Source organism: Salinicoccus carnicancri Crm, assembly GCF_000330705.1.
Lineage (GTDB): Bacteria > Bacillota > Bacilli > Staphylococcales > Salinicoccaceae > Salinicoccus > Salinicoccus carnicancri.
Genome location: NZ_ANAM01000008.1, coordinates 43,667 through 67,302, shown reverse-complemented (window position 1 = coordinate 67,302; position 23,636 = coordinate 43,667). Strand labels below are relative to the sequence as shown.

Sequence of the window (23,636 nt, the reverse complement as noted above, 5' to 3'; positions counted from 1 at the left end):
ACAATCACGCTCTATCTTTGTAGTTAAGATAATGAAGCACTGCGCTTGCGGTCCCTTCATTTGTCGCCAGTGGGACATCATAGACGTCGGAGAGCCTCAGTAGCGCAGAGACGTCCGGCTCATGCGGCTGGGCGGTCAAAGGGTCCCTGAAGAATATAATGGCATCTATGGCACCGTTGGCGACCATTGCACCTATCTCCTGGTCTCCGCCGAGTGGTCCCGACTTGCACCTGTTCACTTCAAGACCTGTATGTTCCATGATTCTGGTCCCTGTTGTGCCTGTCGCAAACAGTTCATGGTCTTTGAAGAATCCCAGATGCTGTCTGATGAATTTCAGAATATCGTCTTTCTTTTTATCATGGGCAATCAGTGCAATTTTCATATTCATCATCCATTCCTGTGAAGTATCATAATTGATCATGTTCCTAATTATAGAGAATTTTGGTTGTTAAGTGAACTGCCTATGCTGCAGTTTTCAGCTAGAATGGTCACTTCTTTCGTCACTGATGATGGTTTCCACCTGAAGAGGCAGATCGAGCATCATCTCTTTTCCGGCTTTTGGCCTGATATCTTTTCCGGCAGTTTCGGAAAGTGGAATCCAGTGAAGGGTCTCCGTCCTCCCCCCTCCCAGCCTGTTCTTTTGCTCCGGATACTTTATATCTCCGGGTTCCATTAAATAATAGAATGTGACTTCCTGGAAATCATATTTCGTATCATTGAATTCATAATCAAAAAAAGTCTCCACAATAGTCAGCAGCCGGCTTACATTGTAATCTCCGCCGGTCTTTTCATTCATGACGCGCACTGCCGCCTCCTCGCTTGCTTCCCCCAGGTTAACCGCCCCCGAGAGGATATAGAAGTAGCCCGTCATCGTGTTGGTGGCAAGAAGTGCTTTTCCATCATCCAGTATGATACCCGCCACACGGTATCTGAATACGTTTTTTCCTGATTTGAAGCCGCAGTCCATATTAATCATCTCCTTGAATACATATATAATAATACCAGAGAGTGCCGGTAAATAAAAAAAGGATACCCATCATAGATGGGCATCCTGTAAATTCCGATCAGTTGTTGCTCTTTGCAATAAGGATGAATCTTATCAGTTCGGCAACAGCAACTGCAGTTGCCGCGACATAAGTCATTGCTGCAGCATTCAATACTTTCTTGGCATGGCGGTATTCCTTTTCATTGACGATGTTCAGCGTCTGGATCTGATTCATGGCCCTTTTCGACGCATCAAATTCTACAGGCAGTGTGACAAGCTGGAAAAGGACAGCAAACGCCATCAGTCCGATACCGGCCCACAGCAGCATGTTTCCAAGACCGCCGCCGACGTTGTTCTGCGCATATGTGATGATCATGCCGGCAATGATCAGGAAGTATGAAAAGTTACTGCCCAACTGTGCCAGAGGGAAAAGTGCAGATCTGAAATTCAGGAACGCATATCCTGTGGCATGCTGTATCGCGTGTCCGACTTCGTGCGCAGCTACCGCAGTACCTGCGACGCTCGGCGTGTCATAGTTGTCCGGAGAGAGCACGAGTTTTTTGTTCCTAGGGTCGTAATAGTCGCTTAGAAACCCCTGTCCTCTTTCTACTGAAACATCATAAATACCATTTTCCCTAAGAATCTCCTCTGCAACCTCTCGACCAGTCAGACCACTTGTTGAACGTACTTTCGAGTACTTATTAAATGTGGATTTGACATTCATCTGAGCGAGCATTGGAACAACCATCAAAATCACAAAATAGATGATAATATACACTTGTATTCCAACCTCCAATAATTGTTCATATATGAATTTTACTTTAAAATTGAATGGATAGTCAATTGTTACGCTTCGGCACCAGCTGATGCAGCAGCACCAGTACAAACACGCTCAGCCAGAATGTAAAATAGCCGATGTGTTCCGCATATTGCGACAGGCTTCCATATACAGGGTACTGGCCGTATACATAGTCGATGATATCGTTGTGGAACAGCCAGACAGCTGTTATATAGAAGTGGCTCATCTTAATTTCCAGGTGAGGCAGGAAAAGTATCGCCTGTAATGCCATGATGCTGTGCGATGCGATGAGCATCAGACCGATCCATGAAATAAACCCGGTTTCCATGAATGTGAGCAGGTTCATGACGACTGCCCATACGCCATATTTTATCAGGGTTGTAAAAGCGAGTGCATCGATCAGCCCCCATTTTTTCCCCGCAAGGATCAGTACGATGAGTATGGACAGAAAGAATGTGGCAGTCGGACTGTCGGGAACGAACGGATAAAAGTACCATTCCGTCTGTGCAAGCTGCCCCCCGTACCACCAGTAGCCGTAGATGGTTCCCAGGAAATTCGATACGAGAAGGAGGATAAGGAATATTCTGTTGTGAATGAGCCGGATTACTGTTTCCATAAAAGTCTCCTGTCAATAAAAAACCCCCTATACATAGGGGGGTTTTTATTTAATCTGTGTCTGATTCTCCGCCTTCCTGCTGAGTGCCACCCATCGCTTCATCTGCAGAGGTGACTTCAAGGTTTGCTACGAATTCAGAGATCTGCTGGATCTCCTCTTCAGTAAGCTGACCTTCAAATGCAGGCATTTCACCCGTACCGTTGGTTACGAATGCATTCACGGTCTCAGCGTTCAGATCGGGTTCCACGAGGTTCGGTCCCGAACCGCCGGTCAGTTCCCCGCCGTGACAGCTTGTACAGTTGGAGCGGATGAGGTCGGTGAAGACCGGATCTTCGGAATCAAGGTTGGAGAACACAATCTCACCCTGTTTATCCTGTGTTTCCCAGTCATGGTATGCTACCGATTCCCAGGTCGTATAGAAGATGATACCGACAGAAAGGAGCATCATGGCAGCTGCCACAGGGCGTTTTTTCCAGTGACGTTCTTTGTTGTTGTCAAGCCAGGGTGCCAAGAGAAGTGCACCAAAGGCGATTCCCGGTATGATGATTGCACCGATGACGTTATAAGGACCGGATGCAAATGAATACTTGAGTATCTGATACAGGAATAGGAAATACCAGTCAGGGAGTGGTATATAACCTGTATCCGTAGGATCAGCTACACGTTCAAGCGGGGCTGGATGCGCAACTGTAAGGCAAAGGAAACCGATGAGGAATACTGCACCGGTGATCCACTCCTTCAGAAGGAAATCCGGATAGAACTCTTCCGTACGGCCCGGGAATTCCGAGTAGTCACGATTGAGTTTTGGTTTTTCATATTTCTGTATTCGTGAGTCGCCGACAAAAGTCAGCCCTTTTCCACGTTTCATATCAATTTACCTCCCTGTGTTTTTCTTATAGTGGTCCTGCAATACCTTGTCTACGTATCATAATGAAGTGGATCGCCATTAATACAAACAGGGCCGCAGGTAAGAAGAATACGTGGATGGCAAAGAAACGTGTCAACGTCTGGGCGCCGATGATCTGTTCGTCACCAGCAAGCAGAGTCTTGATCCATTCTCCAACAAATGGCACACTTTCTGCGATATCCAAACCAACTTTGGTTGCGAAGAGTGCCTTCATATCCCACGGGAGCAGGTATCCGGTAAATGCCAGACCCAGCATTACTGCGAATAAGAGTACTCCGACAACCCAGTTCAGTTCACGTGGTGCTTTGTAGGCCCCGGTGAAGAACACCCTTAAAGTATGTAGGAACATCATTACTACAACCAGGCTCGCACCCCAGTGGTGCATACCTCTTACAATAACACCTGCAGCAACATCATGTTGCAGGTAATAAACGGAGTTCCAGGCGTTTACAATATCAGGGACATAGTACATTGTGAGGAACATACCTGATAATATCTGAATTACCGTAATGAAAAATGTTAACCCTCCGAAACAGTAGACGAAAGCAGAAAAGTGATAGGCAGGGTTAACATGCTCCGGCACTTCATGATCGGCAACATCTCTCCAGATCGGAGTGATATCCATGCGATCGTCTATCCAGTCATAGATTCTGTTTAGCACAGTTTTCCCTCCTATACAAGTTCATTTTCAAACATTTCGCCGATTGTGATGAATCCATCAGAGTCTCCAACTTCATACTGGTCAAGCGGACCTCTCGGCGGCGTCCCCGGAATGTTTTTCCCGTTCTTCTCATAAAGTCCGTTATGGCATGGACAGAAGAATTTATCCGGGTTGGCATCATCACCCGCCCAGGTTACAGTACAGCCCAGATGTTTACAGATTGGTGAAAGTGCAATGAGATTATCACCGTCTCTGTAGACCCAGACAAAGTCGGTCACTTCACTTGTGTACCAGGCATCCTGCTGTTCATAAGAAAAATCGACTTTCACCGGTTCTTCTGTAATCTCTTCGGTCTTGACACTTGTAGTGATCATGGAACCTTGAGCTTCGCCCTGGAACAATGGATCTAGCGCAAACCTGCCCATCGGCAGAATTGCACCTGCCGCCATGAAAGACCCCACTCCCATCAGGGAATAGTTCAGGAACTGGCGTCGTGTTACTTTTTGCGACATTAATATTTCCCCCCTCAAACGCGCGTTCTTTTACATTTAAATATAACTAGGACAGTTCAATTTTAGCCTATTACCTGAAACCGGTCAATAAGGTATCGAAACTTTTGACAGAGGGCTTTCCGTTAATTGTGTAAAAGTACCGAATTTACCGGTTCCAGATGGAAATGATGGATTTCATTGCAGATTTGACTTCATCATTGACCATTTCCATCTTCATATCATCACTCATGTTCTCAAGGGGGATTTCATTGAGACGGATCCTGTCCATGGCCCCCAGGTCTTTTTGGATGTGGGTCAGAACCACGATCTTTTTGAAACCGTATGCCAGGAGCTGCTCCTTGTAACTTTCAAGAAGCACAGTATCCTCCTCTACTGTCATCAAGGGTGGTGTAATGAGCAGACGGCCCTTGAATTGTTTTTCCAGCTGTACAGAGACAATCTGCAGCAGTTCGAGGTTGCCGGCATGCACAGGAGCACGCGAATCCATATCCATGGATGAGAAGGGGATGACGGCAGTGTCGATGAACTCTATTTCATCTTTTAATAATTTCAAATCCTTCCGGTTATACAGCAATTCGTTCACCTGTCCTTATGTTGATCGTTTCAGCATTCTTACAAGGCGCAGAAAAAGCTCCTGATCCTGCTGGTCAAGTGCCTGGTCAATCTGTTTCAGCAGCGCTTCCTCTGCAATGGTCTGAAGTTCCTTGTCCAGGTCGTTTTCAATCTCCTTCACCTTCCTGTAGCGGGCATCGACTGCCGGGAACACAAATTCCAAGTATAGCAGTTCATCCTGGCTCATGTTGAGTTCGTGGAAGATGACCTCGCCGTCGGTTGTCACGATATCTCCCTTTTCAAGTACCAGTGTCGGCCGGTCAGTACCGGCTGCAGCAATGCGCAGTCTCCGTTCGACCGACTCGTCCGGTGTGAAGGAGATGTTTTTGGATACGACAGGGTGGGATTTGAGGAAGTTCAGGATCCATACAGCCACCCGGTCTTCAAATTCATAGTGGTAAAGCACGTAGTCTATGAAATCTCTCCTATAGCTGATCTTCCTCACCTTCCAGACGCTCCTTTTCAAACTGCCAGTCGGCATTGGCAGGATCAAGTTCCATCAGTTTGTCCAGTATTTCTGATTTTAGTGGATGGCTGATCTCGGTCAGATATTCGTAGTAATCCTTGTAGAATTCGACGGACTCTCCGATAAGTTCCCGTGCATCCTGATAGTACTTCAGGGCGTGATCGTCCTCTTCATTTTCCTGATATATCCTGGCAAGCAGATACAGTGACTCGCCTGAGAGTGCATGTGTATCGAGAGCATTTTCGAATGATGCTATTTCATCAGTACGATCCGACTTGATGAGCGTCTCAAACAGCATGAGGTAGGCATCATCGTAGTCCTGGTCGAGTGCAATCGCCTGTTTGAACGCCTCAATTGCACTGTCCGTGCCGCCGAGTCTGAAGTTTATGCGCCCAAGATGAAAATAGATCAGCGGATTCGTATCATCCTGGCCAAGGTACTTTTCAAGGAGTGTCTTTGCCGCCGTGAGGTCATGCTCGGTTTCATGGACATTCATCAGAAGGATATATGCATTGATATAGTAAGGTTCATTCTCTATAACTTTATTGAGAAGGTTCTTGGCCGTTTCGTATGACTGCAGCTGATATTCCATCAGAGCTTTCCGGTAGAAGTCATCATTCGAATACAACTTCTCGTCAACGCGGTCAAAGTGTTCCTTTGCCTCTTCAAGCTCAATCTGGTTCATGTGGAGTTCTGCTGCGCGCAGATTGAAGTTGACTCCGTTCAGCTCATCGATTCCTTCATCAAGCAGTGCACCGTAATACCTCAGTGCTTCCTGGAAATCCCCGTCCTGATAATGGATTTCGGCAAGGGCATAATCGAGGGTCGGTTCATCCCCCATCTCTTTTGCTTCATGAATCAGCCTGATGGAAACATCATTCATGTTGAGCTGCTGGAAAATTTCCGCTTTGAGCATGAGCACCGTCTTTGTCTTCGGCGCTTCGTTGATCAGGCTCAGCGCCTCATCAAGCCTGCCGTCCGTGATATAGATATCGGTGAGATAGGCGAGCACTTCGTCATCATGGCCGGTGTTTTTGTGGAGATGCTGGAAAATGGTTTCCGCTTCACTGACGGCCCCCGCCTGCATGAGCGTATCCCCTAGTATGAAAAGGGATTCGAGTTCCATATCTTCATCCAGCCCCTCAAGATTGGCGAGGAGACTGTTAACTTCGTTTTCGGGAAATTTACCCGCCTTCAATTCATCTATAATGGAATAGATCTGGTCCTGCATATTTAAGCATCCTTCCGTAATGACTCCAAATCATTTATGAATCCTGGATATGATATGTCTATTGCTGAAGTATCATCGATGTTGAGCGGTGTGTCAGAGACGATGGAGAATATTATGAGCATCATGATGATGCGATGGTCATGATAGCCTTTCACCGCCGTGCCCGCTGCTGGTTCGATTTCTCCCGGCAGGACAGTGAAGCCATCCTCTTTCTCTTCAAATCTGATGCCGAATTTGGATAGCTCATCCACAACCGCGCGGATCCTGTCAGTTTCTTTGAATCTCAGCTCCCCGGCGTCGCTCACTGTACATGATTCATTGCTGTAGGCTGCGAGAAGTGCAAGAATCGGAATCTCGTCTATAAGCCGCGGGATGATTTCGCCTGAAATGTCGAAGCCGCGGAGCTCAGGGGTGTACGAGGCAGTGATATTCCCGATTGCTTCCCCGTCACCCGGGAGGGTTTCGATTTCTATATTGGCATCCATCATTTCCAGGACTTCAAGTATACCAGAGCGTGTTGGATTCAATGAAACATTTTCGATGGTAATGGAAGTGCCCGGTTTCAGTATTGCAAGGGCAAGCGGGAATGCCGCTGATGAAATATCACCCGGGACAGTGACATCCGCCGACGTGAGATTTTTACCGCCGGTGAGCGAGATGACACCATCTTTTGATGAAAGTTCAGCCCCAAACTGTTTCATCATGATTTCGGAATGGTCTCTTGACGGTGATGATTCACGTACGACGGTCGTACCTTCTGCAAACAGCCCGGCAAGCAGCACTGCACTTTTCACCTGTGCACTTGCAATCGGCATATCATAATCGATTGCTTTCAGCGGCTTTGGATAGATGTGGACCGGTGGATACTTTTCGTCTTTCAGCCGGATGTCAGCACCCATATCAAGCAGCGGTCTCTGAACCCTGTCCATGGGACGTCTGTTGATGGAGTCATCTCCGCTGAACTCAGCTTCAAGCCCAAGCCCTGCAAGGAGGCCGATGATCAGCCGGGAAGTTGTGCCCGAGTTTCCGGTATACAGGGGCCCGGCCGGTGAATGCAGATGTGCATGTCCCCTGGATTCAACAATCCATATGTCACCCGATTCAGTTATGTCTGCACCGATTGCCCGCATGATTTCCATGGTCCGGTAAGTGTCCTCACTCTTCAGAGGAAGGTGTATTTCAGTGCGCCCTTCTGCAAGTGCAGCAAGCATGAGAGACCGGTGGGTGATCGACTTGTCGCCGGGAACTCTCAAGGTGCCTTCAAAAGTTCTGTTCAAAAGTTGTTTCATAGGCTCTCCTTCATATCATTTATGAATTTTGTAAGCTGTTGCCGGTCAATTTCTGTGAAGTGGGCGCGGCCGGCGTCTTCCATGAAGATATACCCCAAGAGACCGCCTGTCTGATTTTTTTTATCCTTCATCATCAGAGAAATCATATCAGATGCATCCAGCGTCTTCAGCTTTTCGACGGGATAGCCGAGCCCTCTGAAATATTCGTAGAAGTGTGCAAGATCGAAAGTGTCTTTCTGATTCAGTTCATTTGATATATACAGTGCGGCATATATTCCGAGAGTCACAGCGATGCCGTGCGGCATTCCGTATCTGTATTCTATGGCATGCCCGAGAGTATGACCGAGGTTGAGGTGCTTTCTTATGCCTGATTCATTTTCATCTCTCAGCACGTGTTCCATTTTGGTCTCAATACCCTGGATGATGAATGATTCTATCTTGTCCAGCTCAATGCCGTCTTTTGTGGCATCCATGAGAGCATCGACTGTGTCCCTGTCTTTAAGGAGCGCATGCTTGATCACTTCCCCGAAACCGCTGAGGATCTCAGGTTCAGGCAGTGTATCCAGGAAATCGAGGTCGTATATTACACCTTTTGGACGGTGGAAGGCACCGATCAGGTTTTTGCCGTGTCTGCTGTTGATGGCTGTTTTTCCTCCTATTGATGAATCATGGGCTAGGAGTGTCGTCGGAACGTGGATGTAATCCACCCCCCTCAGCACGGTTGCAGCAGCAAAACCGCCTGCATCCCCTGCCGCCCCGCCTCCGATAACAACCAGCAGACAATTCCTCTGTACGCCACTGGCGAGAAGGGTCTCCAAAAGATTGCTGAAGGCATCGAAATACTTCGATGCCTCACCCTGCTCCATCAAAATCGGATCTTCAATAAAAGACAGCTTCCCATTTTTGTGTAACTCATATACATTTTTATCTGCAAGATAGAACACCTGGTCATATTTACCAGTATAATCGTCTATTCTGTCTTCCAATATGCCGCGGGCCACCTCGATTGCATAGTTGCCGTCTGTGTATTGAGTCATGATTTTCATATCTCAGTACTCTTTGACCCGTTTTTTATAAGCCCCGACAGCGGCTTTAAGTTCATCCATGTCATCGTGTGGGAACTTGTCAAGCACTGCACGGGCGACCTCGATTGCAACCATATGTTCACATACTACTGAAGCCGCCGGCACTGCACATGCGTCACTGCGTTCAATCGTTGCCTTGAACTCTTCCTTGGAGTTGATGTCCACACTTAGAAGCGGTTTGTAAAGTGTCGGTATAGGTTTCATCACCGCTTTGACGACGATCGGCATACCTGTTGTCATGCCACCTTCGAAACCGCCCAGGTTATTCGTTCGGCGTCTATAGCCCATCTCATCATCATAAGTTATTTCATCCTGGACTTCGGAGCCCGGCGTGGAGGCTGCCTCGAAGCCTGCCCCGAATTCAACACCCTTGAAGGCGTTGATGCTTACCACACTGCCTGCAATCTTTGCATCCAGTTTCCTGTCATAATGAACATGGCTGCCGAGACCTGGAATCGGATTTTCAACAATCACTTCAACGACTCCGCCGATTGAATCGCCGTTCTTTTTGGTGGCATCAATCAGCTCCTCAGCTTCGCCGGTCTTCTCTTCGGAAACCATGCGTACTGAGGACTTATCGGAAAACTCACGGATATCAGCCAGGTTATACTGGCCATCATCTCTCACACTGCCGATCTGCTTCACACGGCTGACTATATTGATGTCCAGGGCATGGAGCAGTTCCTTGCACAGGGCACCCACAGCAACCCGGGCTGCTGTTTCACGTGCGGAGGAACGTTCAAGAACATTTCTAAGATCACGCATATTATACTTCATGCCGCCCACCAGGTCAGCATGCCCCGGACGTGGTTTTGTTATGACACGTCTCATGGACTCCGCCTCTTCCGGCGTGAGAGGATCGCTGCCCATGATCTTGCTCCAGTGTTTGAAGTCGTCGTTGATAATCTCAATCATTATAGGGCTGCCAAGAGTTTTAGCATGGCGGATTCCGCTGCCGAACTGGAAAGTGTCCTTTTCAATCTGCATTCTCCGGCCGCGTCCGTAGCCTCCCTGCCGTTTAATCAGTTCATTGGTCATTCTCTCTTTATCAATTTCCAGGTTTGCCGGAAATCCTTCCACTATCGCTGAAAGCTTTGGTCCATGGGATTCACCCGATGTTAAAAATCTCATTATATGCACCTGCCTATTTCATGATATTAAAAAAAGCCGAGTCTCTTCACCCAGCTTATGATGCTCTGCTACTAGTATATCCAGGAGCTGTTGACCAGATCGTAATCAAGTACTTCTGATTCGTCAAAGAAAAGACCGATTTCCCTTTCAGCACTCTCTGGTGAATCAGAGCCGTGGATGATGTTCTTTCCGACTGTCAGGCCGAAATCTCCGCGGATTGTACCTGGTGCAGCCTGCTGCGGGTTGGTTGATCCAACTACAAGGCGTGCTGTATCAATGACGTTCTCACCTTCAAGTACCATTGCAAACACCGGTCCTGAAGTGATAAAATCCACCAATTCACCGAAGAAAGGCTTATCCTGGTGTTCCTGGTAATGTGTTTTGGCAAGTGTGTCTGATACGTGCATCAGTTTTGCTCCTGCCAGTTTGAAACCTTTGTTCTCCAGACGCTCCACAATGGGTCCGATGAGATTTCTCTGTACGCCATCAGGCTTGATCATTAAAAATGTCTTTTCCATTTCAAGTCTCCTTTAATTGAATTCCATACTATTCTAACATTTTCAAATTTGTTATTTCAATTCAATTCAGACGATTCGCAAGTTTTTCTGCGATTTGGAACAGATAAGTGCGTATCGGTTCATCTATATCTTTGATCGCCGCTTTTGCCTCTTCGATGTGTCCGCCGCTGATCCGGATGGATTCCGGGATGGCATCCGAGCTGAGGAGTTGTCTGATCAGGGAATCGCGGATGCTTCTGTCTTCCCTGAACTCCGAGAGCTTTTCTTTGAATAGAGGGTCTGAATCCTTCAAAAGGAGCACTGGAAGTGTATAGTGCCCGTTTTCAAGATCTGAAAATTTCGGTTTGCCGAGATTTTTTTCATCACCGGTGAAATCGAGGCAATCATCGATGATCTGGAAGCTCATTCCGATATGGTATCCGTACTTCAGGAGAGCATCCAGATCTTCATCCTTCACACGTGCAGCATATGCTCCCATCTCGATGCTGAGTTCGATCAGCAATGCAGTTTTCCTGTATATTTTCTTATAATAGTCATCAAGGGTCTGTTCCGCATTGAACTGCTGATCGAATTGGAATAGCTCCCCGCTGACAATATCCTTCATGGCAGCTGAAAAAGCATCGTGGAGTTTTTCATGTTCGATGGTGCCCACCAGTTCCAGCGAAGTGGAGAGCAGGTAGTTTCCGGTGTTTACCGCCTGAAGATATCCATGTTCATAGAACACGGTATCCTGCCCTCTTCTGAGTTTGCTGTCGTCTATTATGTCATCATGAACGAGGCTTGCCATATGAATCAGTTCGAGGCTGGCACCTGCTCTGATGACATCATCATGCAGATGACGTTCTCCCAGCCTGCCGACAAGCAGGGTGAAGGTCGGACGTATCTTCTTGCCACCGTATTGGAACAGTTCATAGCTGCTGTCATTGACTATGATGCCGTTGGGGTCAAGACTTTCTCTGATCAGTTCATTCACTTCTTCGAAATCGGAAGCAAGGAATTCTTTATGTCTAATCAAACAGATCCCACCTGTCCGAGAGGTTTGTATCCGATATGTGTCGCTGCTGTGCCCAGTGTATGGGACAGGATTTTTATATTGGTAAACCCTGCGGCTGTCATCATGTCTTTAAGCTCCCGCTTGGTCAAAAATGTGCTGGTGGATTCATACAGCCACTCATATTCTTTTGTCCTGCCGGCAATCATCCCGCCAAGTTTCGGCATGATCTTTCCAAAGTAAAAATCGAAACCGCTATTTACAATGCTGTTTTTCGGCGTGGATGTTTCCAGTACAACAAGGACACCGCCCGGGATGAGTACTCTGTGGAATTCTTCAATCGCCTGTCTGTAATCGGGGAGGTTGCGCAGCCCAAATCCTATTGTGACGAAATTGAAACTGTCATCTTCAAACGGAAGGTCCATTGCGTTCCCCTGGAGCAGGGTGATATTGCCATGGTCTTCAACTTTTCCTTTTGCGACCTCCAGCATGTTCCCGCTGAAATCAAGGCCTGTAACGTCTGCTCCCGGAGCTTTTTCTGCAAGCTGTATTGTCCAGTCTCCCGTGCCGCAGCATACATCAAGTATTTTGTGCCCATTTTTCAGGAACATCTCCTTCATGGTCTTGTTTCTCCATGCTGTATGCTGGTTCAGGCTGATGATGTTGTTCATATGGTCGTAATCGCCTGAAATGGCGTTGAATATAGTCTGTACTTTTTTCTCTTTATCCATTAGATTCACCTTTACTCTTGGGATATGTATGGGAGCGAAGTGATGTCCATTGTTTTCATCTGTTCGTCAATCAGAACTTCGAGATCCCCATCTGCAAAGCCATGTTCGACGAGGTAGAGCATGGGTGCATAAAGCAGCCATTTCACTTCATCGGCTCCGGGCATTTCCCCTGAAGCGGCAAGCATTGATTTCCTCGAGCTAAGCTGTTTGGAAATTTTCATCATGTCCCGGAGCACTGAATAGTTTCTGCCTTTTGCAAGATACATGTAGAACCTGCTGAACAGATAATCCCCGGCCAGCACGTGGAGTTCCCTGTCTTCATCCTCAGGTGTCATGTCCAGAAAATTAAGTGCCGTATTAAAAAGAAGAACGGCATCATTTACATGGCTGCCGTGCCGGACGCTGCCCTTTTCGGAGAAGAAATCAAAAAAAGGATTATTATGTATGTCAAGTACCCCTGCACCGTCTCCGAGATCGTTTTCAAGTTCTTTCTTAAGAGCATCCATGAAAATATCACCTTATAAATTAATAGACCTAACCAGAAGAAGTTAGGCCTAAGTAGTCAATTATTTTACTGCATCTTTAAGAGCTTTACCTGCTTTGAATGCCGGTACTTTAGATGCTGCAATCTCGATTTCTTCACCAGATTGTGGATTGCGTCCTTTTCTAGCAGAGCGTTCACGCACTTCGAAGTTACCGAAGCCAATAAGCTGTACTTTTTCACCTTTTTTCAAAGATTCCTGGATCGTATCAAATACTGCATCAACTGCAGCACCTGCTTCTTTTTTTGTAAGATCAGCATCATCGCTGACTGCATTGATCAAATCTGTTTTGTTCATCAGATCCACCTCCTTATATGACTGTAATGATAAGTGATTTTATCATTATGTTTTGACTTTAACACAGTGGTCTTGGCACTGCAACGGATTTCACCGTTTTAATGCCAAAAAAACCTTTACTGGCCGCTTTTGTGACGGCTTGTCATGAAGATCGGCCGGTTTTTATCGTCCACTGTTACCTCGGGAGAATAGATGGGAACCACTGGTGTATATTCATACAAAACATGCCGGACATCTTCACCGGTTTCGAACGACAGATTGTTCTCCTCTATGATTCTGCCGATATCTTCACGGTAGTCCACTACAAATTGCTGCCCGCCATTGTAATAGACATTGAGTGATGAGCTTGAATACGGGCTTGTTACAACCGGATTGTCGGAAAGTTTATAGAAGCCGAGATCCAGCTGATAGACATTCGGGCCAACCTCTTCACCAAGGTGGACATGTTCACCCATTGCATCCAGCCTGATTGTAAGCGAGCGTACTTCCTCTGTAATACTCAGGTCAGCCAGTTTGACTTTTGGATCGCCTTCCGCGTCTATGATGACGTATTGATATTTGCCGCCTGCTTCATATGAATTTGACGGGCGTTCATCCAGGTAGTTCGGCACCAGCTTTTCAAAATCGACCTGGTATTCCAGATACTCCCTCTGGTTTTCCTTAGTGCTGATCGGCAGCAGGCCTTCGGAATCTTCCTTGTACTTGTCAACTGCATTCTGAACCATTTCGACCTGCGCTTCCCCCGGTACCTGGTTCCCCGCTTTTTCTGATTCAGGATACAGACACCCTGACATAAGTATTGCGGCTATCATGAGCATGGATAACTTGATGCTACGCATGGGTACTGCCCCCGAGAACAGGAATCATGAGCAGAAAAGCGGCAATCAGAAGAACCCATGCAACCATTGAAATAATAATACTCAGAAACCTGTTTTTTACAACGTACCTTGCGACATAGATCAATACTGCCGCAAGCGCCATTGCACCTAACGAATAAAATGAAATCCACATGAGATTCATCCTGGATATATCAAACATTGTATCACTCTCTTGTCCAATCATTGTATTGCTTATCAAGCAGGTCTTCCAGCTTGTCTGTCTCACCCGTCTTCTCACGCATCATCAGTGCATAGAATGCCTCTTCTTCAGTGATACCATGGAAAAGATATCTGTACAGTACTTCAGTGATCGGCATTTCCACACCGTATTCACTGGAAAGTTCGTAGGCCGCCTTTGTTGTGTTGACACCTTCAACCACCATGCCCATCTCCTCCTGGGCCTCATCTATACTTTTGCCTTCGGCGAGCATGATGCCGCAGCGATAGTTTCTTGAATGCATGCTGGTTGCAGTAACTATGAGATCGCCCATTCCTGTCAGACCGAGGAAGGTCAGAGGATCTGCCCCCATCCTTGTGCCCAGGCGGGTGATTTCCTGAAGCCCGCGTGTAATGAGTGCCGCTTTTGCATTGTCCCCGAAATCAAGACCGTGAAGGACCCCGATTGCTAGAGCGATGATGTTTTTCAATGCCCCACCTATCTCGACACCTGTCATGTCATCATTTCTGTAGACCCGGAAGTATTTATTCATGAAAACATCCTGCACAATCTGCAGGCTTTCCGGGTTTCTGCATGCGGCGCTGACCGTTGTCGGAGATTTCAATGCAACCTCCTCGGCATGGCTCGGCCCGCTCAGCACACAGATGTCTGTCATGGTCCCGGATGTCATCTCTTCTGCAATGACATCGGAAACCCGCATGTGGGTACCAAGCTCCAGACCTTTTGCCACATGGACGACGATCACTTTTTTGCCGAGTTCCGAAAGTATTCTGTTCAGTTCATTAGAGGTTGTACGGATTGCCTTGACGGGCACCGCCAGGACAATCAGTTCTGCATGGACTGCTGCTTCCTTCAGGACATTGGTGGCAAGTATCCCTTCGTTCAAATCGATATTCTTTAAAAAACGGTGGTTGGTGTGTCTCTGGCTGATTTCAGAAACGACTTCGCCGTTCCGTCCATACATGAGTACATCATGACCATTATCATTAAGCACCATTGCCAGGCTTGTGCCGAAACTGCCGGTGCCTATTACAGAAATTTTCATACTTGTACCCTCCTAGTTACGTTTTCTGCTTACTATATGAATTGGCGTACCTGTGAAATCGAAAGCATTTCTCAGCTGATTCTCCAAATATCTGCGATAGCTGAAATGCATCAGCTCCACATCGTTTACAAATAATACGAATGTCGGCGGGGCAACCCCGACCTGTGTGCCGTAGAAGATGTTGAGCCTGCGCCCTTTGTCCGTCGGAGTCGGATTCATGCTGACGCTGTCGACAAGAACTTCGTTAAGAGTGCTCGACTGTACCCGTTTCTTATGGGAATCGTTGACCAGTCTGATCATCGGGAACAGTGTCGTAAGACGTGATTTCGTGATTGCCGAGACGAAAGCTATTGGTGCATAATCCAGGAACCGGAATTCGTTCCTGACTTTGTCCTCGAATTTCTTCATGGTCTTATCGTCCTTTTCCACTGCATCCCATTTGTTGACCACAATGATCACTGCACGGCCTTCGTCATGGGCAAGGCCTGCGATGCGTTTGTCCTGCTCGAGTATGCCCTCTTCACCATTGATGATCATCAGTACGACATCGGAGCGTTCTATGGCTCTGTTTGCCCTGAGGACGGAGTACTTCTCAGTAGCTTCATATACCTTACCCTTTTTCCGCATACCTGCAGTATCGATCAGAGTATAATCTTCTCCGTCATAGGAATATGAGGTATCAATCGCATCCCTGGTCGTGCCCGCAATATCAGAGACGATGACCCTGTCCTCGCCGAGTATGGCGTTGATAAGGCTGGATTTACCAACATTCGGCCGGCCGATAAGCGATACTTTAATGGATGTATCCATTTCTTCCTCCAGTTCAAGAGTCTTGAAATGGTTTACAGCTTCATCGAGAACATCGCCGAGCCCGAGACCATGTGAACCGGAAACCGGATAAGGGTCTCCCAGCCCAAGCTGGTAAAATTCGTAAATATCGTTTCTCATTTCGAAGTTGTCAATTTTATTTACAGCGAGAACAACAGGTTTTTTGGATTTCTGCAAAATCCGGGCAACAAAAAGGTCATCCTCTGTTACACCTTCTCTGCCGTTTGTAATCATCAGGATGACATCTGACTCTAGTATTGCTATTTCCGCCTGCAGTTTGATCTGTTCCTGGAAAGGTTCATCTTTAATTTCTATACCACCTGTATCAATTACATTGAATTCATAGTTCAGCCAGTCCCCGGCAGCATATAGCCTGTCACGGGTGACCCCGGGGCTGTCTTCCACTATCGCTTTTCTTTCACCGATGATTCTATTGAACAGTGTGGATTTGCCGACATTCGGCCGCCCCACCACTGCAATGGTTGGTTTGTACATAGGTTCCCTCCTAATTTAAATATATTTTAACACAAAAATAAAATAAAGAGCGATAGACATCGCTCTTTACAGAATTAAATTCATGTCATTTTTATAACGGTTAAATATCCAGGTCTTTGAAACGGTCGCCGAAGACGTCACCGAGTGTAGGACCATCATCATCCGAGTCGTCACGGTATACTTTTGGTTCATTGTTCTCGCTTCTTGGTGCGGGTTCAGTCGTCTCCTTGATGGAGAGTGAGATTTTTTCGGAATCCTCATTGAGTGAGAGTATCTTGACCTGAACTGACTGGCCTTCCTTCAATACATCGCTTGGGACCGCCACATGTTCATGACTGATTTCTGAAACATGGACAAGGCCTTCTACACCCGGAGTGACTTCGACGAATGCGCCAAAGTCGACAAGCCTCTTGACAGTCCCTTCAAGTACATCCCCTTCGGAATGGGCTTTGATGAAGCCGTCGAAAGGACTTTCCTGTGCCTGTTTGAGGGAAAGGCTGATCCTCTCCTGTTCAGGATCGACATCAAGGATCTTCACATTCACTTTGTCGCCGATACTCACAGCATCCTCGACTTTTTCAACCCTGCTGTAGCTCAGTTCGGAAATATGGGCAAGACCATCCACTTCTCCGAGGTTGATGAATGCTCCGAAAGTCGTGATGCGCACAACTTCGCCTTGTACAATGCTGCCCACTTCAAGGGTTTCCAACTGTTTCTTTCTTTCAACTGCTTTTTCCGCTTCTACAATCCGTTTCCTATTGAGTATTACACGATTTTTCTCGGGTTCGATATCTTCAACTTTAACTTCCAGTTCCTGGCCGTCAAACTGCTCCAGATCTTCGATATAGGCATCCGAGAGCAATGATGCAGGAATGAAGCCCCGGACTCCGACATCAATCACAAGACCTGCTTTGACAACTTCCATTACAGTGCCTGTAATCGTTTCGTCGTTGTCTTTTGCAGACTGGAGTGAATCATAAGCATTGGATTCTTCCAGCTTCCTGATGGAAAGGATGACATTTTTACGGTCCTCTTCATCTTCCACCTTGATGACTACGCCTTCGACCGAGTCGTCTTCGGAAATAATTTCCTCAGGACGTTCGATTCTTTTGCTTGTGAGCTGGCTGATTGGTACGATTCCTTCAAAATCAGAATCTTCGATATGAGCTTTCACGAATTTGTCTTCTATCTTGTATACAGTGCCCCTGACAGTTTCCCCAACCTCAAAGCTGGCTGAAACTTCGTTCTCCTGCTGTGCATCCTCAGCGGACACCTCTTCGTTCACCTCATCGGCATTCTCATTGATTGAGGGATTGTCAACCTCTTCCTGGTTCTCTTCGTTTTTGAAATTATCTGTCGTCATGTGCCTGCCTCCAATTACATTACTAAAAAGTATATATCTAACTTCTTATAAATGTATAGATTTGTCAAGTGATTAGTCAGAAAATAAAAGATTGTTTATATCTTCTGTGATTTTCAGTGTAACGTCTTTTCGTGTCATACCTTCCTCTGTAAGCTGTTTAGTGTCTATGGGTTTGCCGAATACAAGGGTTATCCCTTTTTTGCGGTCATAGCTGCCCTTGATGGCGGCAGGGACGATTTTTGCCCCTGATTTTACAGCCACGAAACTTGCCCCCTGCTGGAGATTCTGCAGCTTGCCGCTGCTGCTTCTGCTGCCTTCCGGGAACATGCAGAGCATATTTCCTTCGCCCAGGACCTCGATGGATTTCTTCAAAGCCGCCCGGTCGCTTTTACCCCGTTCTACCGGAAAAGCATTCAGATGCGAAATGAGATATCCGAGTACAGGGATCTTGAACAGTTCCGATTTCGCAAAGAACGACATGTCACGATCCACGCTTATCCCGATCAACGGCGGGTCATATTCTGAAATGTGGTTGCTGCATACAACTACGGGTCCATCCTCCGGCACCCTGTCTTTGCCGACCACCCTGATTTTAAAACGGGTATGGTAATAGCTTTTTACCAGATTTTTGGCAATAGTGTAGAACATTCCTATTCTCCTTTCAGAACTTTCTCTGCCATGCGGATGATGGTGCTTTCGACTTCTCCGATGCTCATATGGCTGGTGTCGAGCAAAATTGCATCATCCGCTTTTTTCAGCGGAGAAATTTCCCTTGTCATATCAAGATCATCGCGCCTGATGATCTGCTGGATGAGTGTGGAAAGGTCTACATCAATGCCTCTATCCCTTTCTTCCTCAAGTCGGCGCTCCGCCCTTATTTCAGGGGATGCTTTCATGTATATTTTAAGTTCCGCATCAGGCAGCACGGTTGTACCAATATCCCTGCCGTCCATGACCACACCTTTTTCGGCGGCGATGATACGCTGCATCTGCACAAGATACTCCCTTACCATTTTGAGGCTTGAAATTTCACTGACATTTGCGGTAACCTCCGGAGAGCGGATTTCGGCTGATACATCGTGCCCATTCAGATAGATGGAGCGGTTCTCATCATTTGAAAATCTGATGTCCACGTCATCCAGATTGTCGGCAATCCCCTCCCCTGTGTTCAGTACGTGGAGTGTGACTGCCCGGTACATGGCACCGGTATCGATATAGATATATCCAAGTCTCTCTGCCACACGTTTCGATATGGTGCTTTTTCCTGCTGCTGCAGGGCCGTCGATTGCAATATTGATCTTATTCTTCATATAAACCCGCCTTGTTGATTGTTCCAATTTATTTTATCATATATTTAATGAATCGTTTAGGAGGAAGTGGCATGAACAATAAAATATTGGCTATACATACAGGCGGCACCATCAGTATGTCCACGACGGACGGCCTCATTTCATCAGATAAAGAGAACCCTGTAGCTCTGGACGGTACTGTAAACCTCGATATCAGACTGGAGGAAATCTATCCTGTCAAGAAACCCTCCCCCCATATGACCATGGACGATATGCTCGGGTTAAAGGACATAATATTGGACAGGAGGAATGATTTTGACGGTTTCGTCATCACACACGGCACGGATACTTTGGAGGAGACCGCATATTTCCTGGACCTTGCCCTGGATATACCGCAACCGGTCATTGTGACAGGGGCCATGCGTTCATTCAATGAAATTGGTTCTGACGGATTGTACAATTACATCTCCAGCCTGCGCACAGCCTTGGACAGCGCGTCGAGAGACCGCGGTGTACTGGTGGTTTTCAATGATGAAATCCATACTGCGCGGAATGTCACGAAGACACATACCTCCAATATTGCCACATTCCAGAGTCCGAACCATGGTCCAATCGGTTTTCTGACCAAGGGCTCTCTCCAGTACCACCATCAGATGGCGCAACAGGATCAGTTTGACAAAGTTGACCTCGGCTACAAAGTAGGATTGATCAAGGCACATGCAGGGCTTGACGGCATTTTTTTCGATGCGCTTATAGATGCGGGCTACCACGGGCTGATCATTGAGGCTCTTGGACAGGGCAACATACCGCCAAGCGCGCTGGCAGGACTGCAGAAAGTGCTGGATCAGGGTATTGATGTTGTGCTTGTGTCCCGCTCCTTCAACGGCATCGTCGGCAGTTACTACGATTATGAAGGCGGAGGGTATGACCTTGCAGGCAGAGGGGTCATATTCTCCAACGGCCTGAACGGACAGAAAGCCCGGATCAAGCTTGTTCTTGCCCTCAGCAATGGACTCAGCGGTCCGGAACTCACAGAAATATTCAGGCATTAAAATACCTGTCAGGGACTCCCTGACAGGTATTTTCAATTCTGATGTTTTTTCAGGATATTCTCGGCAATCAGTCTGCCGTGGAATCTGCCATTTTCTATAAATATGGTGTTGGCATCATTGCCGGCTGCGATAACACCCGCAATGTACAGATTTTCCACGTTGGTTTCCATGGTCTCCGGGCTGTGCAGTGGCGCTGTCCCGAATTCATTTTCATTTATTTTTATACCGAATGACTGCAGGAAGCGGTAATCCGGATGATACCCTACCATCGCAAAAACATGATCGTTCGGTATTTCGAATACTTTCCCCTCTTTTTCGAGTACGACACTTCCATCTTTGATATCTTTGACATCTGTTCCGAAGTGCATATCTATTTTTTCGTGTCTGACCAAAGAATCGAACTGCGGAAGGATCCATGGTTTTACACTTTTTGAATATGCATTCCGGCGATAGACCACAGTCACATTGCTGCCTGCCTTCTCAAGTTCCATCGCAGCATCGACACTGGAATTTTTTCCGCCGATGACGAGTACGTCCTGTTTGAAGAATGGGTGGGCTTCTTTAAAATAGTGCGAGACTTTCTCCTTGTGCTCACCCGGTACATCCAGCCGGTTCGGCTGTCCGTAATATCCGGTGGCGATGATCAGATATGTGCAGCTGTAGGTATCCTTCGATGTTTCCAGGATGAATCCGTCTGCATCCCGCCTGCCTGAGGTCACTTCTTCATAAGTGTTGATATTCAGGTCGAAATGTTTGACCGCTTCCCTGTAGTATACCAGAGCCTGGTTTCGTTTAGGCTTATGGGCTTCTGTAATGAAGGGGAAGCCGCCGATTGCCAGCTTCTCGCTTGAGGAGAAGAATGTCTGATGTGTCGGGTAGTTGTAGATGGCTTCGACAACGTTCCCCTTCTCTATTATGAGATGTTCGAACCCGCGGGTTTTCAGCTCTATTGCAGCTGACATGCCACACGGCCCCGCCCCTATGATGATTGTTTCGATGTGTTTCATTGTTAGCACCTTTCTATTCAGGTATGACGAGCTCCTGACCTACACTCAGAGAATCGGGAGTCACACCGTTTGCATCCATGATCTTATTGACATTTTCACTGCTTCCGCTTCCGTAATAGCGGATGGCGATCCTGTACAGGTTGTCTTCAGCGCTCACGACGTGAGTGCTTCCGCCTGAAGCATTATCTTCCGCCGGCTCTTCAGATTCAGCCTGTTCCTCCGTCTGTTCTTCAGTCGGCTGCTCCTGGGTTTCCTCTTCTGTTGGCTCTTCAGTCGCCTCCTCTTCAGAAGACTCCACTTCACTTGTATCCGGGCCGGAGTCTTCTCCTGACTCCTTTTCTTCGATTGCAGAGGATGCGGCTTCTTCAAGTTCCGACTGCTCCTCTTCAGAGTAGTCGGCATCAAGCTCACCGGTACCCAGATCCTGTTCGGCATCAGAACCTGATTCATTTTCACGCTGTTCTGCAAGCTCTCTTTCCTTTTCGGCTTTCTGCGACTCGAGATCCTCATTTACATCACCGGAACCCTGGTCACCTGAGGATTCTTCCGTCTCCTCTTCACCGGCACCTGCAAGGTCGGTGGCATTATCACCCGACGGCCAGAAATTGCTGATGATCATCACGAAGAGGATTATGGTTACCGGCAGAAGCAAAGCTCCGCCGAGGAGGATTGGCAGAACCCCTTTCTTCTGTTCTTTGTCCTCCCCTTTTTCCTTTGCCGGTGACTGCCGTCTGCTTCCAAGTTCGGAAAGTTTTGACTTGGAGACCCTGACTTCATCTTTGAATCGTCTCTTGTATGATGAAAATTTTCCCGCAAAAAAAACCTTTCCTTTTTCAAGGTTTTTACGGTTGAAATAAGAATTTAGCTTTTGGCCGGAACCGGCGAACAGGCCAGATTTCTTTTTATCCGTCTTAGAAGGCGCACCCTGTTTCTGCCTATCTTTTTCATTTTTCTTCTCAAGCTTTGCACGATGACGGTCAGAACGTTTCATCGTCTGTTGCTGTTCATCTTTTTGTGATTCATTCTTCGCCTCTTCGACATCCTTAGAAGTACGCTTATGTTCAATATCTTTATAAAAATCGTCCTTCATTGACATTCTCCTCAAAACTGAAATGATTCTTTTCTTAATTATATTACGTTTCCATTACATTTTAAAGTGATAATAAAATGGAGGGTACGCCAATAGTTGTATCGCATACTGTTCGGACGGAATATAATTGAAAATCAGTCCGGATAGCCGTAGAATAGTTATGAAGATATGGTGAGAGGTGAAAAAATGAGCGGGAAGAAATACACTATAGTTGATATGGATACTTGCATTGCCTGCGGTGCCTGTGGAGCAGCTGCACCTGATATATATGATTATGATGACGATGGCATCGCCTATGTGATATTGGATGACAACAAAGGTGTCACTCCTGTGCCGGAAGAATTGCTTGAGGACATGGAGGATGCCTTTGAAGGCTGTCCGACGGATTCCATAAAAGTGGAAGAAGATCAGTTTGATGGTGATCCGTTTAAATTCGAATAGTCATAAAAAGAAGTGCAGCCCCGGCTGCACTTCTTTTTTCATTTCAGCAGTTTTTCAAGCTTTGGAACCAGCTTCACATAGATGAGATATGAGACAAGGCAGACTATGAGGCCTTTGATGAGATTGAATGGTATGATTCCGGCTGTGACCACTGCACGGATATTCGCAATCAGATCGGTATGATCTATGATCAGGCCGTACATCGGCAGAAGTACAAAGTAATTGAGCACTGCCATCATGAGTGCCAGTGATAAAGTGCCTAATATGAAGCCTGTAAACAGTGATTTTTTGGTTCTGGATCTTACATACATGAAATAGACCGGCAGCATCAGAGAGAACGCTGCAAGCAGGTTGGCGAGCGGCCCGATGGGTTCGCTCGCCATCAGCAGTGCATACAGTACGATTTTTAGGACAATGATGAGTGATCCGGCGATGCCGCCCAGTAATATGAAACCGATGAACGCCGGAATATCCGACAGATCCACCATCAGAAACGGCGGCATGAATGGAATTGGAAATTGCAGGAGCATCAGTATAAATGACAGGGCTGCAAGTATGCTGATCAGAATCAGTCGCTGCAGTTTATTTTGTCTCATG

Annotated in this window: 30 protein-coding genes; 2 read left to right on the top strand and 28 right to left on the bottom strand. The window is 46.9% G+C overall.

Annotated features, from left to right (window positions below; all coding sequences use genetic code 11):
- Nucleotides 1-4: 4 nt before the first annotated feature.
- From mgsA to cmk, 25 genes are all read right to left on the bottom strand, one after another.
- Nucleotides 5-382 (bottom strand): methylglyoxal synthase, encoded by a 378-nt coding sequence (gene mgsA, locus C792_RS0108005; protein ID WP_026090288.1) that lies wholly within the window; start codon nt 380-382, stop codon nt 5-7.
- Nucleotides 383-475: 93 nt separating this feature from the next.
- Nucleotides 476-967 (bottom strand): NUDIX hydrolase, encoded by a 492-nt coding sequence (locus tag C792_RS14405; protein WP_017548949.1) that lies wholly within the window; start codon nt 965-967, stop codon nt 476-478.
- 97 nt (nt 968-1,064) lie between these two features.
- The gene (locus C792_RS0107995; RefSeq protein WP_082099083.1) at nt 1,065-1,763 is read right to left on the bottom strand and encodes a zinc metallopeptidase; all 699 of its coding nucleotides are present in this window, start codon (nt 1,761-1,763) and stop codon (nt 1,065-1,067) included.
- A gap of 61 nt (nt 1,764-1,824) precedes the next feature.
- Nucleotides 1,825-2,400: a DUF1405 domain-containing protein gene (locus C792_RS0107990; RefSeq protein ID WP_017548947.1), complete on the bottom strand. Its 576-nt coding sequence runs from the start codon at nt 2,398-2,400 to the stop codon at nt 1,825-1,827.
- Nucleotides 2,401-2,449: 49 nt separating this feature from the next.
- The gene (locus C792_RS14400) at nt 2,450-3,268 is read right to left on the bottom strand and encodes a menaquinol-cytochrome c reductase cytochrome b/c subunit (protein ID WP_017548946.1); all 819 of its coding nucleotides are present in this window, start codon (nt 3,266-3,268) and stop codon (nt 2,450-2,452) included.
- Between the two features lie 25 nt (nt 3,269-3,293).
- The gene (gene qcrB, locus C792_RS0107980) at nt 3,294-3,968 is read right to left on the bottom strand and encodes a menaquinol-cytochrome c reductase cytochrome b subunit (RefSeq protein WP_017548945.1); all 675 of its coding nucleotides are present in this window, start codon (nt 3,966-3,968) and stop codon (nt 3,294-3,296) included.
- An 11-nt stretch (nt 3,969-3,979) separates the two neighbouring features.
- The gene (locus tag C792_RS0107975; RefSeq protein ID WP_017548944.1) at nt 3,980-4,480 is read right to left on the bottom strand and encodes a Rieske (2Fe-2S) protein; all 501 of its coding nucleotides are present in this window, start codon (nt 4,478-4,480) and stop codon (nt 3,980-3,982) included.
- A gap of 145 nt (nt 4,481-4,625) precedes the next feature.
- Nucleotides 4,626-5,033 carry a DUF2487 family protein gene (locus C792_RS0107970; protein WP_245537529.1) on the bottom strand — a complete coding sequence of 136 codons (408 nt, stop codon included), beginning with the start codon at nt 5,031-5,033 and terminating at the stop codon, nt 4,626-4,628.
- A gap of 36 nt (nt 5,034-5,069) precedes the next feature.
- Entirely contained in the window at nt 5,070-5,537 is a 468-nt protein-coding gene (locus C792_RS0107965; protein WP_017548942.1) for a YpiB family protein, read from the bottom strand.
- The gene (locus C792_RS0107960; protein WP_017548941.1) at nt 5,518-6,789 is read right to left on the bottom strand and encodes a tetratricopeptide repeat protein; all 1,272 of its coding nucleotides are present in this window, start codon (nt 6,787-6,789) and stop codon (nt 5,518-5,520) included. Before C792_RS0107960 ends, C792_RS0107965 begins: the two co-directional genes overlap by 20 nt.
- Before the next feature lie 2 nt (nt 6,790-6,791).
- Nucleotides 6,792-8,078, bottom strand: coding sequence for a 3-phosphoshikimate 1-carboxyvinyltransferase (aroA, locus tag C792_RS0107955; protein ID WP_017548940.1), 1,287 nt, complete (start codon nt 8,076-8,078; stop codon nt 6,792-6,794).
- Nucleotides 8,075-9,124, bottom strand: coding sequence for a 3-dehydroquinate synthase (locus C792_RS0107950; RefSeq protein WP_017548939.1), 1,050 nt, complete (start codon nt 9,122-9,124; stop codon nt 8,075-8,077). The genes aroA and C792_RS0107950 overlap by 4 nt, the downstream gene beginning before the upstream one ends.
- A 3-nt stretch (nt 9,125-9,127) precedes the next feature.
- A complete protein-coding gene (gene aroC / locus C792_RS0107945; RefSeq protein ID WP_017548938.1) occupies nt 9,128-10,294 on the bottom strand; it encodes a chorismate synthase in 1,167 nt (388 codons plus the stop codon).
- A 71-nt stretch (nt 10,295-10,365) separates the two neighbouring features.
- Complete coding sequence (ndk, locus tag C792_RS0107940) at nt 10,366-10,812, bottom strand: nucleoside-diphosphate kinase (protein ID WP_017548937.1); 447 nt, start codon at nt 10,810-10,812, stop codon at nt 10,366-10,368.
- Between the two features lie 61 nt (nt 10,813-10,873).
- Nucleotides 10,874-11,827: a polyprenyl synthetase family protein gene (locus C792_RS0107935; RefSeq protein WP_017548936.1), complete on the bottom strand. Its 954-nt coding sequence runs from the start codon at nt 11,825-11,827 to the stop codon at nt 10,874-10,876.
- Nucleotides 11,824-12,534: a demethylmenaquinone methyltransferase gene (locus C792_RS0107930; RefSeq protein WP_017548935.1), complete on the bottom strand. Its 711-nt coding sequence runs from the start codon at nt 12,532-12,534 to the stop codon at nt 11,824-11,826. The genes C792_RS0107935 and C792_RS0107930 overlap by 4 nt, the downstream gene beginning before the upstream one ends.
- A gap of 11 nt (nt 12,535-12,545) precedes the next feature.
- Complete coding sequence (locus tag C792_RS0107925) at nt 12,546-13,040, bottom strand: hypothetical protein (RefSeq protein ID WP_017548934.1); 495 nt, start codon at nt 13,038-13,040, stop codon at nt 12,546-12,548.
- Nucleotides 13,041-13,100: 60 nt separating this feature from the next.
- Complete coding sequence (locus tag C792_RS0107920; RefSeq protein WP_017548933.1) at nt 13,101-13,373, bottom strand: HU family DNA-binding protein; 273 nt, start codon at nt 13,371-13,373, stop codon at nt 13,101-13,103.
- Between the two features lie 116 nt (nt 13,374-13,489).
- On the bottom strand, nt 13,490-14,212 hold the full coding sequence (locus C792_RS0107915; RefSeq protein ID WP_017548932.1) for a hypothetical protein: 723 nt from the start codon (nt 14,210-14,212) through the stop codon (nt 13,490-13,492).
- Complete coding sequence (locus tag C792_RS0107910; RefSeq protein ID WP_245537528.1) at nt 14,205-14,384, bottom strand: DUF2768 domain-containing protein; 180 nt, start codon at nt 14,382-14,384, stop codon at nt 14,205-14,207. The genes C792_RS0107915 and C792_RS0107910 overlap by 8 nt, the downstream gene beginning before the upstream one ends.
- 31 nt (nt 14,385-14,415) lie before the next feature.
- Nucleotides 14,416-15,474, bottom strand: coding sequence for an NAD(P)H-dependent glycerol-3-phosphate dehydrogenase (locus tag C792_RS0107905; RefSeq protein ID WP_017548930.1), 1,059 nt, complete (start codon nt 15,472-15,474; stop codon nt 14,416-14,418).
- Between the two features lie 12 nt (nt 15,475-15,486).
- Entirely contained in the window at nt 15,487-16,797 is a 1,311-nt protein-coding gene (der, locus tag C792_RS0107900; protein ID WP_017548929.1) for a ribosome biogenesis GTPase Der, read from the bottom strand.
- Between the two features lie 100 nt (nt 16,798-16,897).
- Complete coding sequence (rpsA, locus tag C792_RS0107895) at nt 16,898-18,160, bottom strand: 30S ribosomal protein S1 (protein WP_017548928.1); 1,263 nt, start codon at nt 18,158-18,160, stop codon at nt 16,898-16,900.
- A 72-nt stretch (nt 18,161-18,232) separates the two neighbouring features.
- Nucleotides 18,233-18,808 carry a lysophospholipid acyltransferase family protein gene (locus C792_RS0107890; protein WP_017548927.1) on the bottom strand — a complete coding sequence of 192 codons (576 nt, stop codon included), beginning with the start codon at nt 18,806-18,808 and terminating at the stop codon, nt 18,233-18,235.
- A 2-nt stretch (nt 18,809-18,810) separates the two neighbouring features.
- Nucleotides 18,811-19,470: a (d)CMP kinase gene (gene cmk, locus C792_RS0107885; RefSeq protein WP_017548926.1), complete on the bottom strand. Its 660-nt coding sequence runs from the start codon at nt 19,468-19,470 to the stop codon at nt 18,811-18,813.
- A 71-nt stretch (nt 19,471-19,541) separates the two neighbouring features.
- Between cmk and C792_RS0107880 the strand changes: the two genes are divergently transcribed.
- Nucleotides 19,542-20,501, top strand: a complete 960-nt coding sequence (locus C792_RS0107880) for an asparaginase (RefSeq protein WP_017548925.1) — start codon at nt 19,542-19,544, stop codon at nt 20,499-20,501.
- A 32-nt stretch (nt 20,502-20,533) separates the two neighbouring features.
- Here C792_RS0107880 and C792_RS0107875 read toward each other — a convergent pair whose 3' ends face one another.
- Entirely contained in the window at nt 20,534-21,508 is a 975-nt protein-coding gene (locus tag C792_RS0107875) for a YpdA family putative bacillithiol disulfide reductase (protein ID WP_017548924.1), read from the bottom strand.
- A gap of 13 nt (nt 21,509-21,521) precedes the next feature.
- A complete protein-coding gene (locus tag C792_RS0107870; RefSeq protein WP_017548923.1) occupies nt 21,522-22,598 on the bottom strand; it encodes a LysM peptidoglycan-binding domain-containing protein in 1,077 nt (358 codons plus the stop codon).
- A gap of 186 nt (nt 22,599-22,784) precedes the next feature.
- On the opposite strand from C792_RS0107870, the gene C792_RS0107865 reads away from it, so the two are divergent.
- Entirely contained in the window at nt 22,785-23,039 is a 255-nt protein-coding gene (locus tag C792_RS0107865) for a ferredoxin (protein WP_017548922.1), read from the top strand.
- A 38-nt stretch (nt 23,040-23,077) separates the two neighbouring features.
- On the opposite strand, the gene C792_RS0107860 is transcribed toward C792_RS0107865, so the two are convergent.
- The gene (locus C792_RS0107860; protein ID WP_017548921.1) at nt 23,078-23,635 is read right to left on the bottom strand and encodes an ECF transporter S component; all 558 of its coding nucleotides are present in this window, start codon (nt 23,633-23,635) and stop codon (nt 23,078-23,080) included.
- Between the last annotated feature and the right edge of the window lies 1 nt (nt 23,636).

Excerpts from the sequence above, each read along its gene's own strand:
- C792_RS0107960 (WP_017548941.1), bottom strand. The coding sequence starts at position 6,789 with ATGCAGGACCAGATCTATTCCATTATAGATGAATTGAAGGCGGGTAAA.
- C792_RS0107865 (WP_017548922.1), top strand. The coding sequence starts at position 22,785 with ATGAGCGGGAAGAAATACACTATAGTTGATATGGATACTTGCATTGCC.
- C792_RS0107890 (WP_017548927.1), bottom strand. The coding sequence starts at position 18,808 with ATGTTCTACACTATTGCCAAAAATCTGGTAAAAAGCTATTACCATACC.
- C792_RS0107880 (WP_017548925.1), top strand. The coding sequence starts at position 19,542 with ATGAACAATAAAATATTGGCTATACATACAGGCGGCACCATCAGTATG.
- C792_RS14400 (WP_017548946.1), bottom strand. The coding sequence starts at position 3,268 with ATGAAACGTGGAAAAGGGCTGACTTTTGTCGGCGACTCACGAATACAG.
- C792_RS14405 (WP_017548949.1), bottom strand. The coding sequence starts at position 967 with ATGGACTGCGGCTTCAAATCAGGAAAAAACGTATTCAGATACCGTGTG.
- C792_RS0107915 (WP_017548932.1), bottom strand. The coding sequence starts at position 14,212 with ATGCGTAGCATCAAGTTATCCATGCTCATGATAGCCGCAATACTTATG.
- der (WP_017548929.1), bottom strand. The coding sequence starts at position 16,797 with ATGTACAAACCAACCATTGCAGTGGTGGGGCGGCCGAATGTCGGCAAA.
- C792_RS0107975 (WP_017548944.1), bottom strand. The coding sequence starts at position 4,480 with ATGTCGCAAAAAGTAACACGACGCCAGTTCCTGAACTATTCCCTGATG.
- aroA (WP_017548940.1), bottom strand. The coding sequence starts at position 8,078 with ATGAAACAACTTTTGAACAGAACTTTTGAAGGCACCTTGAGAGTTCCC.
- C792_RS0107920 (WP_017548933.1), bottom strand. The coding sequence starts at position 13,373 with ATGAACAAAACAGATTTGATCAATGCAGTCAGCGATGATGCTGATCTT.
- C792_RS0107910 (WP_245537528.1), bottom strand. The coding sequence starts at position 14,384 with ATGTGGATTTCATTTTATTCGTTAGGTGCAATGGCGCTTGCGGCAGTA.
- C792_RS0107950 (WP_017548939.1), bottom strand. The coding sequence starts at position 9,124 with ATGAAAATCATGACTCAATACACAGACGGCAACTATGCAATCGAGGTG.
- C792_RS0107990 (WP_017548947.1), bottom strand. The coding sequence starts at position 2,400 with ATGGAAACAGTAATCCGGCTCATTCACAACAGAATATTCCTTATCCTC.
- aroC (WP_017548938.1), bottom strand. The coding sequence starts at position 10,294 with ATGAGATTTTTAACATCGGGTGAATCCCATGGACCAAAGCTTTCAGCG.
- ndk (WP_017548937.1), bottom strand. The coding sequence starts at position 10,812 with ATGGAAAAGACATTTTTAATGATCAAGCCTGATGGCGTACAGAGAAAT.
- cmk (WP_017548926.1), bottom strand. The coding sequence starts at position 19,470 with ATGAAGAATAAGATCAATATTGCAATCGACGGCCCTGCAGCAGCAGGA.
- rpsA (WP_017548928.1), bottom strand. The coding sequence starts at position 18,160 with ATGACGACAGATAATTTCAAAAACGAAGAGAACCAGGAAGAGGTTGAC.
- C792_RS0107925 (WP_017548934.1), bottom strand. The coding sequence starts at position 13,040 with ATGGATGCTCTTAAGAAAGAACTTGAAAACGATCTCGGAGACGGTGCA.
- C792_RS0107930 (WP_017548935.1), bottom strand. The coding sequence starts at position 12,534 with ATGGATAAAGAGAAAAAAGTACAGACTATATTCAACGCCATTTCAGGC.
- C792_RS0107870 (WP_017548923.1), bottom strand. The coding sequence starts at position 22,598 with ATGAAGGACGATTTTTATAAAGATATTGAACATAAGCGTACTTCTAAG.
- C792_RS0107905 (WP_017548930.1), bottom strand. The coding sequence starts at position 15,474 with ATGAAAATTTCTGTAATAGGCACCGGCAGTTTCGGCACAAGCCTGGCA.
- C792_RS0107875 (WP_017548924.1), bottom strand. The coding sequence starts at position 21,508 with ATGAAACACATCGAAACAATCATCATAGGGGCGGGGCCGTGTGGCATG.
- C792_RS0107860 (WP_017548921.1), bottom strand. The coding sequence starts at position 23,635 with ATGAGACAAAATAAACTGCAGCGACTGATTCTGATCAGCATACTTGCA.
- mgsA (WP_026090288.1), bottom strand. The coding sequence starts at position 382 with ATGAAAATTGCACTGATTGCCCATGATAAAAAGAAAGACGATATTCTG.